This is a genomic window from Pseudomonas sp. NFX71 (genome assembly GCF_048079215.1).
GTDB classification, from domain to species: Bacteria; Pseudomonadota; Gammaproteobacteria; order Pseudomonadales; family Pseudomonadaceae; genus Aquipseudomonas; species Aquipseudomonas fluorescens_B.
This window is the reverse complement of sequence record NZ_CP182230.1, coordinates 4,707,807-4,722,857: the sequence shown is the minus strand read 5'-3', so window position 1 is coordinate 4,722,857 and position 15,051 is coordinate 4,707,807. Positions and strand designations below refer to the sequence as shown.

At 60.8% G+C, this 15,051-nt stretch carries 11 protein-coding genes; all 11 read left to right on the top strand.

All coding sequences use genetic code 11. The annotated features are described in order from the left end of the window. Position 1: 1 nt before the first annotated feature. On the top strand, positions 2–1,207 hold the full coding sequence (locus tag ACM1ZW_RS22150; protein ID WP_416739353.1) for a CaiB/BaiF CoA transferase family protein: 1,206 nt from the start codon (positions 2–4) through the stop codon (positions 1,205–1,207). A gap of 172 nt (positions 1,208–1,379) precedes the next feature. After that, positions 1,380–2,423: a TRAP transporter substrate-binding protein gene (locus ACM1ZW_RS22145; RefSeq protein ID WP_416739352.1), complete on the top strand. Its 1,044-nt coding sequence runs from the start codon at positions 1,380–1,382 to the stop codon at positions 2,421–2,423. Between the two features lie 15 nt (positions 2,424–2,438). After that, entirely contained in the window at positions 2,439–4,337 is a 1,899-nt protein-coding gene (locus ACM1ZW_RS22140) for a TRAP transporter large permease subunit (protein WP_416739351.1), read from the top strand. A gap of 40 nt (positions 4,338–4,377) precedes the next feature. Next, complete coding sequence (locus ACM1ZW_RS22135; RefSeq protein WP_017339293.1) at positions 4,378–4,836, top strand: thioesterase family protein; 459 nt, start codon at positions 4,378–4,380, stop codon at positions 4,834–4,836. Positions 4,837–4,850: 14 nt separating this feature from the next. Beyond that, positions 4,851–5,810, top strand: coding sequence for an amidohydrolase family protein (locus ACM1ZW_RS22130; protein WP_416739350.1), 960 nt, complete (start codon positions 4,851–4,853; stop codon positions 5,808–5,810). Beyond that, on the top strand, positions 5,803–6,762 hold the full coding sequence (locus ACM1ZW_RS22125) for an amidohydrolase family protein (RefSeq protein ID WP_416739349.1): 960 nt from the start codon (positions 5,803–5,805) through the stop codon (positions 6,760–6,762). Before ACM1ZW_RS22130 ends, ACM1ZW_RS22125 begins: the two co-directional genes overlap by 8 nt. Positions 6,763–6,793: 31 nt before the next feature. Beyond that, complete coding sequence (locus tag ACM1ZW_RS22120; protein WP_416739348.1) at positions 6,794–8,371, top strand: aldehyde dehydrogenase (NADP(+)); 1,578 nt, start codon at positions 6,794–6,796, stop codon at positions 8,369–8,371. A gap of 124 nt (positions 8,372–8,495) precedes the next feature. Beyond that, entirely contained in the window at positions 8,496–9,068 is a 573-nt protein-coding gene (locus ACM1ZW_RS22115) for a PPC domain-containing DNA-binding protein (protein WP_017339297.1), read from the top strand. Between the two features lie 80 nt (positions 9,069–9,148). Continuing rightward, positions 9,149–10,456 carry an OprD family porin gene (locus ACM1ZW_RS22110; protein WP_017339298.1) on the top strand — a complete coding sequence of 436 codons (1,308 nt, stop codon included), beginning with the start codon at positions 9,149–9,151 and terminating at the stop codon, positions 10,454–10,456. A 449-nt stretch (positions 10,457–10,905) separates the two neighbouring features. Beyond that, complete coding sequence (katG, locus tag ACM1ZW_RS22105; protein WP_416739347.1) at positions 10,906–13,161, top strand: catalase/peroxidase HPI; 2,256 nt, start codon at positions 10,906–10,908, stop codon at positions 13,159–13,161. Between the two features lie 325 nt (positions 13,162–13,486). Beyond that, positions 13,487–15,016, top strand: a complete 1,530-nt coding sequence (locus ACM1ZW_RS22100; protein ID WP_416739346.1) for an MFS transporter — start codon at positions 13,487–13,489, stop codon at positions 15,014–15,016. Positions 15,017–15,051: the final 35 nt, after the last annotated feature.

The following is a 15,051-nucleotide window of genomic DNA, read 5'->3' as shown; positions in this document are numbered from 1 at the left end:
CATGGGACCGCTGACAGGAATGCGCGTGGTAGAACTGGCTCACATCATGTCCGGCCCGGTGTGCGGCATGATGCTGGCCGACATGGGCGCTGACGTGGTGAAGGTCGAGAAAGTCCCGGACGGTGATGATTCGCGCCGCTTCTCGCCGATCATGGCCAGCGGCGAATCCGCTTCGTTCATGGTGGTCAACCGCAACAAGCGCGGCATCGGCCTGAACCTGAAAACCGAGGGCGGACGCGACGTACTGCGCCGCCTGCTGATGGACGCCGACGTGGTCACGGAAAACTACCGTGCCGGCACCATGGAGAAATTCGGCCTGGGGTACGACACCCTGAAAACCCTCAACCCTGGCCTGATCTACTGCGCGATTTCCGGTTACGGGCGCAGCGGGCCGTTCGGCGAGAAAGGCGGTTTCGACCTGATCGCCCAGGGCATGAGCGGCATGATGAGCATGACCGGTGAAGCCGGGCGTGAGCCGGTCAAGGCCGGCTCGCCGGTGGCCGACATCAACTCCGGCATCCTTGCCGCCCTCGGCATCTGCGCCGCCTATGCCGCCAAACAGAAAACCGGGCTCGGGCAGATGGTCGACACGTCGCTGTTCGAAGCCGGCCTGCAACAGATGTACTGGCCGGCAGCGGCGTATTTCGCCGATGGCACCATCCTGCCGAAAATGGGCTCGGCCAACTCCACCAGCGCGCCGTACCAGGTGTTCCGCACGGCGGACGGCTGGATCAACATCGGCGCCGCCAACCAGGCCAACTACGAACGGCTGGTCGAAGCGCTGGCATTGCCGCAACTCAAGGCCGATCCGCGCTTCGCCAGCAACGCGTTGCGCATGGAGCATCGTCTGGCCCTGGTGGAAATTCTCAACGAAGTCCTGGTCGCGCGCACCACGGATGAATGGATGGTGTTGTTCGACGGCCTCGGCCTGCCTGCCGGGCCGGTCCTCGACATCGCCGCCGCCCTCGCCCATCCACAAACCAAGGCTCGCGGCATGGTCGTCGAGACCGAACACCCCACCGAAGGCCGGGTACGCGGCATGGGCCTGCCGATCCACTTCTCCGACATGGACAACGCCCCGCCAACCACCAGCCGCCCTGCGCCGCTGCTCGGCGAACACACCCGCGAAGTGCTCAAGGAAAGCGGGTATGCGGAGAATGAAATCGATGAGCTGATCCGGAGCCAAGCAGTGGTGGCCCTGGCATAACGCAAAAACCTGTGGGAGCGGGCTTGCTCGCGAATGCGGTGGTTCAGTCAATACAGATATCGAGACTGATGGCCCCTTCGCGAGCAAGCCCGCTCCCACAGGGAACAGCGTTCGCATCATTGATCTGCTGTTTTTTTAGAACAACTACAACAAAAACAAGAAGGTGAACATCATGAGCCGTATCTTGACCGAGTCTGTCAGCCGCCGATCATTTCTAGTGTCTGCCGGCGTCACCGTGGGTGGTGCATTCGCCGCCAACCTGCTGCCCTCCGGCGTCTTCGCCGCGACCAAACCCATCGTACTGCGCTACACCAGCAGCCTGCCCGACACCCACCCGCTGAACATCCAGATGAAAGCAGCCTCGCTCGCGATCAAGGCCGAAACCAACGGCGCAGTGGACTTGCAGGTGTACGCCAACGGCGCCATGGGTGGCGACACCGACATGCTGTCCCAGGTGCGTGCCGGGGCGATCGATTTCATTCCGCTGCCCGGTGCGATTCTCTCGACGCTGGTACCGGCCATGTCAATTGAAAGCATGCCGTTCGCGTTCAAGGATTACGACAGTGTCTGGGCCGCGCTGGACGGCAAACTGGGCGAGCACGTGCGCGCCAAAACCGAGAAAGTCGGCCTGATCCCAATGGAGAAAGTCTGGAACAACGGCTTCCGCCAGATCACCAGTTCGACACGGCCGATCAACACCCCGCAAGACCTCGCCGGCTTCAAGCTGCGCGTGTTGGTCAGCCCGTTATGGACCTCGATGTTCAGCGCCCTCGGCGCCTCGCCGACCGGCATCAGCATCAACGAAACCTACTCGGCCTTGCAGACCAAAGTGGTCGACGGCCAGGAAAACCCGTTGGTGGTGGTCGAGTCCGCACGCTTCTATGAAGTGCAGAAATACTGCTCCATGACCGACCACATCTGGGGCGGTTTCTGGATCGTCGCCTCGGGCAAGACCTTTCCAAAACTGCCCGCCGATGTGCAGGAAATCGTTTCCCGGCAGATCAACGCCGCCGCGCTGGTCCAGCGCCAACAGGTGATCGACCTCAACGCCAGCCTGGAACCCTCGCTGACCACACACGGCATCACCTTCAATAAAGTCGACCGTTCATTGTTCAGGACGGACCTGCAGTCGAAGGGCTTCTACACCCAATGGAAGGAAAAGTACGGCCCGGAAGCCTGGAGCTTGCTTGAGCAATACGCAGGTCAACTGTCCTAAGCCGGAGACAAGGTCATGAAAACTGAAATACCAATGACGGAAGTGTCCCCCGCTGAAGGAGTCAGCCCGCGCCAAACCACGTTTCGTCTCGGTCGTGCGCTGGACACCGGCCTGCGCTGGCTGACCGAGGGCAGCGCGGCGTTGCTGGTGGTGATCGAAGTCACACTGCTGTTCTGCAATGTGTTCTCTCGCTACGTGCTCAACCAGCCGATCGTCTGGGGCGATGAACTGGCTTCGCTGCTGTTCCTGTGGCTGGCGATGCTCGGCTCGGTGGTGGCGATGCGGCGCGGCGAGCACATGCGCCTCACCTCGTTCATCGGGCGGCTGCCCGTGGAAAAACGCGCCTTCGTCGACACCCTGGGCGCGGTGATCGTTATCACCTTTATCGGCCTGCTGTTCACCCCGGCCTGGGAGTACGTCAGCGATGAGTGGATCATCACCACCGCCGCCCTGGAAATTCCCAACGCCTTTCGCGTGTCCGCCATCGCCGTCGGCCTGAGCCTGATGCTGATGACCTGCGTCGCACGGTTGCTGACCAGCGCACGGTTGATCGACTTCTCGGTGTCGGTGGCGATGCTCGCGTCCCTCGGCGCATTGTTGTGGGTGGCCGAAGGCTGGATGCTGTTGATGGGCAACTGGAACCTGGTGATCTTCTTCATGATCGGCGTGATGGCGATGATCGTCATCGGCGTGCCAATCATGGTCGCGTTCGGCCTGGCGACGGTGGCGTATCTGTCGACCATGACCAGCACTCCACTGACCCTGGTGATCGGGCGGATGGACGAAGGCATGGCGAGCCTGATCCTGCTGGCCATCCCGCTGTTCGTGTTTTTGGGGGCGCTGATCGAGGCCATGGGCATGGCGCGGGCGATGATTCGCTTCCTGTGCTCGTTGATCGGTCATGTGCGCGGCGGTTTGTCGTATGTGCTGATCGGCGCGATCTACCTGATCTCCGGCATTTCCGGTTCCAAGGCAGCCGACATGGCCGCCATCGCACCCGCGCTGTTTCCGGAAATGAAGAAACGCGGCGAGGATGAAAACGAACTGGTGGCAATGCTCAATGCCTCCGGGGCGATGTCGGAAACCATTCCGCCGAGCCTGGTGCTGATTACCATCGGCTCGGTGACCGGCGTGTCGATTTCCGCACTGTTCACCGGCGGCTTCATGCCGGCGGTGGTGGGAGCGATTGCCATGGCCGCCGTGATCTGGTGGAAGAACCGCAAAGGCGAGACCTCCACCGGCAAACGCGCCTCGGGCAAGGAAATCGGTCACTCATTGTTGCTCGCGATCCCTGCGCTGGCCCTGCCCTTCGTGATCCGCACGGCCGTAGTTGAAGGGGTCGCCACCGCGACCGAAGTCGCCGCCATTGGCGTGGCCTACACCTTCATCGTCGGTTTGCTGTGCTATCGCTGCTTTGACTGGCGGCGCCTGTATCCGATTCTGGTCAGCACCGCCTCGTTGTCCGGCGCGATCCTGATCATCATCGGCAGCGCCACCGCCATGGCCTGGGCGCTGACCCAGTCGGGCTTCTCCCATCAGTTGGCGCAGGTGATGTCGACAGTGCCGGGTGGTGCGATGGGTTTCCTGATCATCTCCGCCGTGGCGTTCATCCTGCTCGGCAGTTTCCTGGAAGGCATCCCGGCCATCGTGCTGTTCGGACCACTGCTGTTCCCGATTGCCAAGGCCATGGGCATCAACGACGTGCATTACGCCATGGTCGCGATCTTCGCCATGGGCCTGGGCTTGTTCGCTCCTCCGTTTGGCGTGGGTTTCTACGCCGCGTGCGCCATCGCCAAGGTCGACCCCAGCGGCGCCATGCGTCGGGTCTGGCCGTATCTCGGCGCGCTGGTCGTAGCGCTCGGGGTGCTGATTGCCGTGCCGTGGATTTCCATCGGTTTCCTGCCCAACACCTGAATCACTTTTTGACTGTCAGCACTCAAACATGAGGTTTCCCATGAATTTCTCCACGCTCGAAGCCGGTACCGCCACCGAACGCCGACTGATCGTCGACCAGCCACGCACCATCTCGTTTCTCGGCGAGGACCTGCGCATCTATGCCACGCCACGCTTGGTCGACGACATAGAACAGACGTGCCTCGATTACCTACTGACCTTCCTCGATGACGGCGAAAACACGGTCGGCGCGGCGGTGGATATCCGCCACGTCGGCGCCACGCTGCTGGGCATGTCGGTCAGCATCGTCGCCACGGTGACCCGCATCGAAGGTCGCAGTGTCACCTTCAACGTCGAAGTGCGCGATGACGTCGAGCTGGTCGCCACGGCCGCGCATACCCGGGTGGTGGTGAACGTCGCCAAACTGCGCAGCCGCGTGCAGGCCAAAGCCGAGGCCGCCGCCGCTGGCGAAGTCGAAGACGGCGTGCTCAGCCCTTCCCAATTCTCTGCGTCGCGCTGAAAAAGGGTCGAGTCATGATCACGCTGCACGAACGCAACGGTTGGCCGAACCTTGCCGCCGAGGATGCGCTGCCGGTTGTCGATGCTCACCATCATCTGTGGGACCTCGGCAACGGTCGCTATCCGTGGCTGCAGGACGAATACCACGAGGACTTTTTCCTCGGCGACTATCACAGCCTGTGCCGTGATTTCCTGCCGGAACAGTTCCTGGCCCTGACCGCCAAACAACGGTTGGTGGGGACCGTGCATGTCGAGGCCGAACGTGCGCGTGACGAGCAAGTCGCCGAGACACGCTGGCTGGAACAGGTGAACGCACGCTACGGCTTCCCGAATGCCATCGTCGCCCACGCCTGGTTCGATCGCGAAGACAGCGCGCAGATTCTTGCGGAACAAGCCGCCCGGCCACTGGTGAAAGGCATTCGCTCGAAACCAGTGACCTCGGCTTCACCGGACGTATCGATTGCCGGTGCCAAGGGCACGATGCAGGACCCGAAATGGCTGGAAGGATTTTCCCGGCTGGCCGCTCACGATCTGTCGTGGGACCTGCGGGTACCGCCGTGGCACCTGGTCGAGGCGGCCGAGGTGGCGGCGATGTTTCCGCAGATCCGCGTCGCGCTCAATCACACCGGTTTCGCCTGGGATCGCAGCCCGGCCGGCATGACGCGCTGGCGCAAAGGCCTGGAAGCGCTGGCCTTGCAGCCCAACGTGCACATCAAGCTGTCGGAGTTCGGCCTCAAGGATTCGCCCTGGAACTACGACGATAACCGGCTGGTGGTCCTGACCGCCCTGGAGATTTTCGGCCCCGAACGCTGCATGTTCGCCAGCAACTTTCCGGTTGCCGGTCTGCGCGCCTCCTACGACACGATTGCCGACGGCATGGCCGCAATGCTCGCGCCCATGGGGCGAGCCGTGCAGGAAGCGGTGTTCGCCGGCAACGCTCGGCGCTTTTATCGTCTGGAGGAGCCGCATGGATAACTTGTCCGCCATCGATTGGCGCGCGCGTTTTCTCGCCAGCGGCGATGACGCGGACTTGCCCATCGTCGATGCGCATCAACACTATTTCGACATCGAAACCCATTACTACCCGTGGTTGAACGACCGCCCGTTGCGACCGTTTCGATATGGCGATTATTCGTCCATCTGCCGCAACTTCCTGCCGGCAGACTATCACCGGCTCACCGGCAGCCATCATGTCGTGCAGACGGTCGTGATCGAGGGTGAATGGGACCCGACGACGCCATTTGAAGAAGTGAGGTTTGTCGAGTCGCTGGCGAAAACCGAATCCACCCTGGGCGCCATGGTTGCGCAGGCCTGGCTGGATCGCGAAGACGCTTTTGATCTGCTGCGCCTGTACGGCGATCACCCGCTGGTGCGCGGCATACGCCACAAGCCAACGGTGACCAGTCTCGAGGCCTGGAGTGAAGATTTCGCCGAACCCGGCTCCATGCGCGATCCGCGCTGGCGCGACGGTTATGCCCGACTGGCCGAAAACGGCCTGCACTTCGAGTTGCAGGCGCCGTGGTGGCATCTGCCGGAAGCCGCCGAACTGGCCAGTGATTTCCCCGACGTAACCATCGTGGTCAATCACACCGCACTGCCCGCAGATCGTTCGGAAGAAGGCTTGGCCGGTTGGCGTAGAAACCTCGCGCTGCTGGCACAGGAACCTAATGTCGCGCTGAAGATTTCCGGCATCTGCATCCCGGGCGAGGCATGGCCGGTCGAGGCGAACCGTGGTGTGGTGAACGACGCGATTTCGATCTTCGACATCAGTCGCTGCGCGTTTGCCAGCAATTACCCGGTCGATGGCGTGGTGAACAGCCTCAGCGAAGTGTTCGACGGTTTCAAAACCATCGTCAGGGAGCGTTCCCCTGCTGATCGGCTGGCCCTGTTTCATGACAACGCCCGGCGTCTCTACCGCCTCGCTTGACCCGATTTGAACTGCTCATCAGGAGTCCAACATGTTTGAAGTTTCAGGCCACAACTACATCGCCGGCGCACGTTCGGCAAAAGGGACGACCACCCTGCAAAGCCACGACGCCAGCACTGGCGAAGCGCTGCCGTATCGCTTCCATCAGGCGACCGCCGAGGAAGTAAATGCGGCGGCACAAGCGGCAGCCACGGCGTACCCGACCTTTCGCAACCTGTCGGCCGCCCGCCGCGCCGGGTTTCTCGATGCCATCGCCACCGAGCTCGACGCGCTGGATGAATCATTCATCGCCCTCGTGTGCCGGGAAACCGCCCTGCCCGCCGGGCGCATCCAAGGTGAGCGGGCACGCACCAGCGGTCAGATGCGCCTGTTCGCCACGATGCTGCGCCGGGGCGATTTCTATGGCGCACGCATCGACCGTGCGCTGCCGGACCGCCAACCGTTGCCCCGTCCCGACCTGCGCCAGTACCGCACCGGGCTCGGTCCGGTCGCGGTGTTCGGCGCCAGCAACTTTCCGCTGGCCTTCTCCACCGCCGGCGGCGACACCGCGTCCGCCCTCGCCGCCGGATGCCCGGTGGTGTTCAAGGCACACAGCGGCCACATGGCGACCGCCGATTACGTTGCGGATGCGATCACCCGCGCTGCCCGGAAAACCGGCATGCCCGAGGGTGTGTTCAGCCTGCTTTACGGCAGCGTCGGTGAAGCGCTGGTCAAACACCCGGCCATTCAGGCGGTCGGCTTCACCGGTTCGCTGCGCGGCGGCCGCGCCTTGTGTGACATGGCCGCGGCGCGCCCTCAACCGATCCCGGTGTTTGCCGAGATGAGCAGCATCAACCCGGTGTTGCTGATGCCCGAAGCACTCAAGGCTCGTGGTGAAAAAATCGCCGCCGAGCTGAGCGCTTCCGTGGTGTTGGGCGCGGGCCAGTTCTGCACCAATCCCGGTTTGGTGCTGGGCATTCGCTCGCCGGAGTTCACGGCTTTCTTGGAGCGCTTCGCCGGTTTGATGAACGAGCAACCAGCGCAAACCATGCTCAACGCCGGCGCACTGAAAAGCTACTGCCAGGGTCTGGATCACCTGCGCGCCCACCCCGGCATCACACACCTGGCCGGCACCGAGCAACAGGGTAACCAGGCACGGCCGCAACTGTTCAAGGCCGACGCCAGCCTGTTGATCAATGGCGATGAGTTGCTTCAGGAAGAAGTGTTCGGCCCGACCACCCTCGTGGTGGAAGTCGCTGACCGCGCCGAATTGATCCAGGCATTGCACGGTTTGCGCGGTCAGTTGACCGCAACGCTGATGGTCGAAGATTCGGAAGTCGCCACCCAGGGCGACGTTCTGGCCCTGCTGGAACAGAAAGTCGGACGCGTCCTTTTCAACGGTTACCCCACCGGCGTGGAAGTCTGCGACGCCATGGTGCACGGCGGGCCGTACCCGGCCACCTCGGATGCGCGCGGCACCTCGGTCGGGACGTTGGCGATCGATCGTTTCCTGCGACCGGTGTGTTTCCAGAACTGCCCCGACAGCCTGCTGCCGGACGCCCTGAAAAACAGCAACCCGTTGAGCATCGCCCGACTGGTGGACGGCATCAGCCACCGCGATGCGCTGTAGGTCAACGCGCTTCAACTGACACCCACTGACAGTCACACCTTCCGCGCCTGTTGAACACAGGCGTCGGATTCGCTCGTCCCGAAAACCGCTGTACCCACACAACAACAAAAACAGAGGAAGTCTCATGCAAGCTCAACGTCACCCGAAACACCGCTTGTGCAAATTGATGCTGGCCGTGGCCGCTGCCGTGATGATCACCACCGCAGGCACTCAACTGGCCATTGCCGAAACCACGCCCGCCGCGACGACAGCCCCCATGCAATGTGCCACTGAAGCCACACCGCGCTACACCAAAACACCCACCGGTTACCTCATGGTGCTGCGCATGGGCGACAACGCGTTCAAGGAACTGACCAAACTGGCCATCGCCGAGAAGATTCCCAGCGCGTCCATCACGGGTATCGGCTTCGGCAACGTCAAGTTCGGTTTCTGGAACAAGGACAAGAAGGACTTCGACGCCAAGATCCTGAACAGCGTCGAGATGGCCAGCATCACCGGCTCGGTGGCGTGGAAGAACGGTCAGCCTTCGATCCATATGCACGGCGTTGCTGGTGATGCCACCTTCCAGGCCTACGGCGGCCACATCCTCGATTTCGAGGTCACCACCGGTTCGATGGAAATCACCGTGATCGTCCATCAGCGTCGCCTGGAACGCGGCATCGATCCCTGCATCGGCGCCAACGTGCTGGGTATCTGAATCAAGCCTCACGCTCCCGCCTGCCACGGCGGGAGCCACCCTCCCGATTCATATTACAAAAATAATTAGGGGCGTCTTACATGAGCAACAAGAACACGGTTGTAACCCTGGCGCTGGGCGCCATTGCACTCAGCACCCAGGCGCACGCCGACTTCCTGAGTGACAGCAAAGCGACGTTGGGGATGAGGAATTTCTACTTCAACAACGACAACCGCGATGGCCCGGCCGCCCCGTCGAAAACCGAAGAATGGGCGCAGGGTTTCATGCTCGACTACAAGTCGGGCTACACCGACGGCGCCGTCGGTTTCGGTGTCGACGCACTGGGCCTTATGGGGATTACCCTGGACAGCGGCAAAGGACGCCACGTCGGCAGCAGCATGATTCCTTCGGACAGCGACAACAGCGCGGTCGACGAGTGGAGCCGGCTCGGGTTGACCGGCAAGGTCAAAGTCTCGAAAACCGAACTGCGTCTGGGTACGCTGATGCCGAAGCTGCCGATTCTGGTGGCCAACGACGGCCGCCTGCTGCCGCAGACCTTCGAAGGCGGGCAGATCACCTCGGGCGAGTTCAAAGACCTGACCCTCACCGGTGGCCGCATCGAACACGCGACTGGCCGGGGTTCAAGCGATCAGACCGGGCTCGCGGTAACGGGTGGCACCCGTGAAAGCAACGCGTTCGACTTCGCCGGTGGCGACTGGAAAATCACCAAGGACCTGACCGCCCAGTATTACTATGCCAACCTCGACGACTACTACACCCAGCAGTTTTTCGGCCTGATGCACACGCTGACGATCTCGGACAATCAATCGCTGAAAACCGACCTGCGTTACTTCAAGACCGATTCGTCCGGCAAAAACAGCTCGGGCACTTCAGGCTACCGGATCAGCGGCTACACCGAAGGCGCCGATGGCGAAATCGACAACCGGACCTGGAGCGCCGCACTGATTTACACCGCCGGCGCCCATGCCATCACCGCCGGCTACCAAAGCGTTTCCAGCGGCAGCAACTTCACCCAGCTCAGCCAAGGCAACCTGCCGGACAAAGGGGCCGGTGGCGCCAGTCTTTACCTGTACACCGACCGCCTGATCCAGACCTTCACCCGCGCAGGTGAACGCACCGCTTTCGGCCAGTATGCGTATGACTTTGCGGGGTTGGGCGTGCCCGGTTTGAAGGCGTCGGTCATCTACCTCAGCGGCGACAACATCAAGACCGTCACTGGCGACACGCAAAAGGAATGGGAACGGGATATCGGCCTGGATTACGCGATTCAGTCCGGCGCGTTCAAAGGCGTCGGGTTTGGCTGGCGCAACGGCAAGTCCAACAGTGAAGCGAGCCGAAACCAGGACCAGAACCGCCTGATCGTCAGCTACAGCATTCCGTTGCTTTGACGATGGGCGTTCGGAGGCTATGCCGGACGATCCCGACGTAGCCTCCGAGGGTTGATCTCAATCCCGCAATTGCGTCAGCGGCTGGTTCAACTGTCCCTGACGACCGTTTCCACCAGAGGGTTTCAGTGAAAGATTCTGCCTATCGGGCCACAACACTCCACCTATTAGCTGACTTCCCGACTCGGGTCTAACCTTAGTCTGCGCTGGCGTCATAAGCCGGCCGGATTAGCGCTGGAAAGGAGACAGGAATGAGCCCGAAGCTTGACTAGGCCGCCCGTGGGTCACCGCGCAGGCAACCTGATTGCCGTTGTTCAGAATTCCGTGTGGTCACCACAATCAGTTGATCCAACTGCTGGCCCTGCAGCCTGTGTCTTGATCTCGCTCGTCGCTATTTAACGCCCGCTCCGGGCCCGATAGCCGGAAGAACACGACCAAAAGGTAGCTCGCACATGGCAAATGAATCGAAATGCCCGTTCAATCACGCCGCCGGCGGTGGCACGACCAACCGCGACTGGTGGCCGAACCAACTGAATCTGAAGATCCTGCACCAGCACTCGTCCCTGTCTGACCCCATGGACGAGGGCTTCGACTATGCCGAAGCGTTCAAAAAGCTCGACTTTGCGGCGGTCAAGCGAGACCTGACCGCATTGATGACCGATTCGCAAGACTGGTGGCCGGCAGACTTCGGTCACTATGGTCCGCTGTTCGTTCGCATGGCCTGGCACGCCGCGGGCACCTACCGCACCGGTGACGGGCGTGGCGGTGCCGGCTCCGGTCAACAACGCTTCGCCCCGCTCAACAGCTGGCCGGACAACGTCAGCCTCGACAAGGCACGCCGGCTGCTGTGGCCGATCAAGCAAAAGTATGGCAACAACATTTCCTGGGCCGACCTGATCGTGCTGACCGGCAACGTTGCGCTGGAATCCATGGGCTTCAAGACCTTTGGTTTTTCCGGTGGCCGTGCCGACGTCTGGGAACCGGACGAGGACGTTTACTGGGGTTCGGAAAACAAATGGCTGGGTGGCGACACCCGCTACGACAAAGGGCAAAAACCCGTACAGACACCTGGCGATGTGCCACTCGTGGCCGAACCCGGGAGAAACGAAGACAGCCGCACGGATGAAGGACGCAATCTGGAAAACCCACTGGCTGCCGTGCAGATGGGCCTGATCTACGTGAACCCGGAAGGTCCGGAGGGCAATCCCGACCCCGTCGCTTCGGCCCTGGACATCCGTGAAACCTTCGGCCGCATGGCCATGAACGACGAAGAAACCGTGGCGCTGATCGCCGGCGGCCATGCCTTCGGCAAAACCCACGGCGCCGGGCCTGCCGACAACGTGGGCGCCGAGCCCGAAGCGGCCGGTCTTGAACAGCAAGGCCTGGGTTGGAAAAACAACTTCGGCACCGGCAAGGGCCCGGACACCATCACCAGCGGACTGGAAGTGACCTGGACCACCACGCCCACCCGGTGGAGCAACAACTACCTGGAAAACCTGTTCGGCTTCGAGTGGGAACTGAGCAAAAGCCCGGCTGGCGCAAACCAGTGGGTCGCCAAAAACGGCGCGGGCGCCGGGACTATTCCGGATGCACACGACCCGTCGAAACGGCGCAACCCAACCATGCTGACCTCGGACCTGGCCCTGCGCTTCGACCCGATCTATGAGCCGATTGCGCGACGCTTTCTGCAGAACCCGGATCAATTGAGCGACGCCTTCGCCCGCGCCTGGTTCAAGCTGATCCACCGCGACATGGGTCCTCTCTCCCGCTACCTCGGCCCGGAAATGCCCAGCGAAGAACTGCTGTGGCAAGACCCGATCCCGGACGTCGACCACGAACTGGTCAACGACAGCGACGTCGCCGCGCTCAAGAGCAAAATCCTCGCCTCGGGCCTGAGCGTTTCACAACTGGCATCCACGGCCTGGGCGGCGGCTTCGACCTTCCGTGGCTCCGACAAACGCGGCGGCGCCAACGGCGGTCGTCTGCGCCTGGAGCCGCAGAAGTCCTGGCAAGCCAACCAGCCTGAGCAACTGGCGAACGTGCTGGCGAAACTCGAAAGCATCAAGAACGAGTTCAACAACAGCGGCAAGAAAATCTCGCTGGCGGACCTGATCGTGCTGGCCGGCAACGCCGGTGTCGAACAAGCCGCAAAAAATGCCGGTCACAGCGTCACGGTGCCGTTCACACCGGGGCGTGCGGACGCCTCGCAAGAACAGACCGATGTGGAATCCTTCGGCTTCCTCGAACCCATCGCCGACGGCTTCCGCAACTACCTCAAAACCCGCTACCGCGTTCCGGCCGAGCATCTGTTGATCGACAAGGCGCAACAACTGACCCTCACTGCGCCGGAAATGACCGCGCTGATCGGCGGCCTGCGAGTGTTGAATACCAACGTCGGACAAACGAAGCACGGCGTATTCACCCAGCAGAAAGAGGCGCTGACCAACGACTTCTTCAAGAACCTGCTCGACATGGGCGTGGAATGGAAACCGACCTCTGAGGCTAGCGAGGAGTTTGAAGGGCGCGATCGCAAAACCGGCGAAGTGAAATGGACCGGCACCCGGGTCGATCTGGTCTTTGGCTCGAATGCGCAGCTGCGCGCGCTGGCTGAGGTCTATGCCAGCGGCGATTCGAAGGAGAAGTTTGTGAAGGACTTTGTGGCGGCTTGGACGAAGGTGATGAATCTGGATCGGTTTGATCTGAAGTAAGACAACGGACTTTAAATGCCTAAACAAACGCCCCGACTTGTTCGGGGCGTTTTTCTTTCTCATATCTGAAGTCTAGTTCCTACATTCGCTCTAAGTGATATTCCGAGCTATTCCGCTGATACAAGATGACACGATTTGTGATTTGAATTGGAGTCACACGAAGTTATAGAAACAAACTGTTTTCACGTTGAGACATGGTTTTCTTCAGGTTTCTGGAGTCTTCCGAGCTGATTAGTCCTCGCCAGGGAAGCGCGTAGGAAACGTTTCACGGGTGCATAGAAAAATGTCCCGTGAATTTTTTTGTGTCCAGTAAGGAGTTTTAACCATGGCACTAATAAGTGATGCGACACACCGCGGATCGAGATCAATACGCTGGTTAGGCTTAAGCGTGCTGATGCTGCCAGTGTTGCTGGTGACCGTTGACAATACGGTACTTGGATTCGCGTTACCAAAGATTGCCGAAGCCCTGCGTCCAAACGCTAGCCAGCAGTTGTGGATGATCGATGCCTATTCGCTGGTGTTGGCGGGATTGCTGGTCTCCATGGGTAGCCTGGGAGATCGAATCGGTCATCGTAAATTGTTGCTGGCCGGGTCCTTGGGTTTTGCCATTGTGTCGGTGCTGACCGCGTACTCCAATACCGCTACGCACCTGATTGTCGGGCGAGCTTGTATGGGTGTTTTCGGTGCGATGCTGATGCCTTCAACGTTGGCGTTGATACGTTCGGTGTTCGAGGATCGAGAAGAACGCAGACTAGCAGTCGCGATCTGGGCTACGACTTTGACGGTCGGCTCGGCACTCGGCCCTTTGGTGGGCGGGGTGTTGCTGGAATTTTTCAGTTGGGGGTCGATTTTCCTGTTGGCGGTGCCTGTGTTGGTGCCATTGCTGGTATTGGGGCCAATGTTGTTGCCCGAATCCGAGCGAGATGCTTCGGGACCGTTGGAACCGATAAGCATCCTGCAATCGATGGTAGCCCTTGGAGCCATTGTTTATGGCATTAAACACAGCGCCAGTAATGGCATCGACTGGATAACGCTGACAACATTTGCAGCAGGCGCAGTAGCGGGCTGGATGTTTGTGCGTCGACAGTTGCGTCTGCCAGTGCCGCTGATGGATCTGAGCCTATTCCGCAACGGCACCTTCAGCGGTTCAGTGCTGATTAATCTGATGAGTCTCTCATTCCTCATAGGCTTCGTATTCTTTACCACTCAGTTCCTGCAGATCGTTCTTCAGATGTCGCCCTTGAGTGCCAGCCTCGCGTTGGTTCCAGGTCAGATCATGGCTATTATCGTGGGGATGGCAGTCGTGCCTGTTGCACAGCGATTACAGGTGCATGTGTTGATACCTATTTTGATGGCGTTTGCTGGAGCAGCTTTTTTGCTGGTCGCCAGCATGGGCAGTAGCCTTTCCGTTCTAGTGGTAGCTTTTGCCTTGCTGAACATTGGCGTGGGTGCGATCGCGACGGTGTCCAATGATGTGATTTTGTCAGCTGCACCACCGGCAAAGGCAGGCGCCGCGTCGGCCATTAGCGAAACGGCTTATGAAGTGGGTGTGGTTTTAGGAACGACCGTGCTTGGCGGGCTTGTCACTGCCTACTATCGCAGTGCATTGCAGCTGCCGGAGTTTCTGAACGAAGTGCAGACCGTGCTGGCGAGTGAGACGTTATCGGGGGCACATAATGTGGCCGCAGATTTGTCGAGTGCCCAGGCGGGAGAGCTGATGGCGCAGGCCGCATCGGCATTCGAAGGCGGTATAGGTTTGGTTTCGTGGGTGACCTTCGGTTTGGCATCCATGGCGATGTTGATAGCCTGGCGCTCTTTGCGGATACCCACGAACCAGCTTGCGGACGGGCATTGAACAAAACCCGAAATCTGATTGGGCTGAAAACTGCA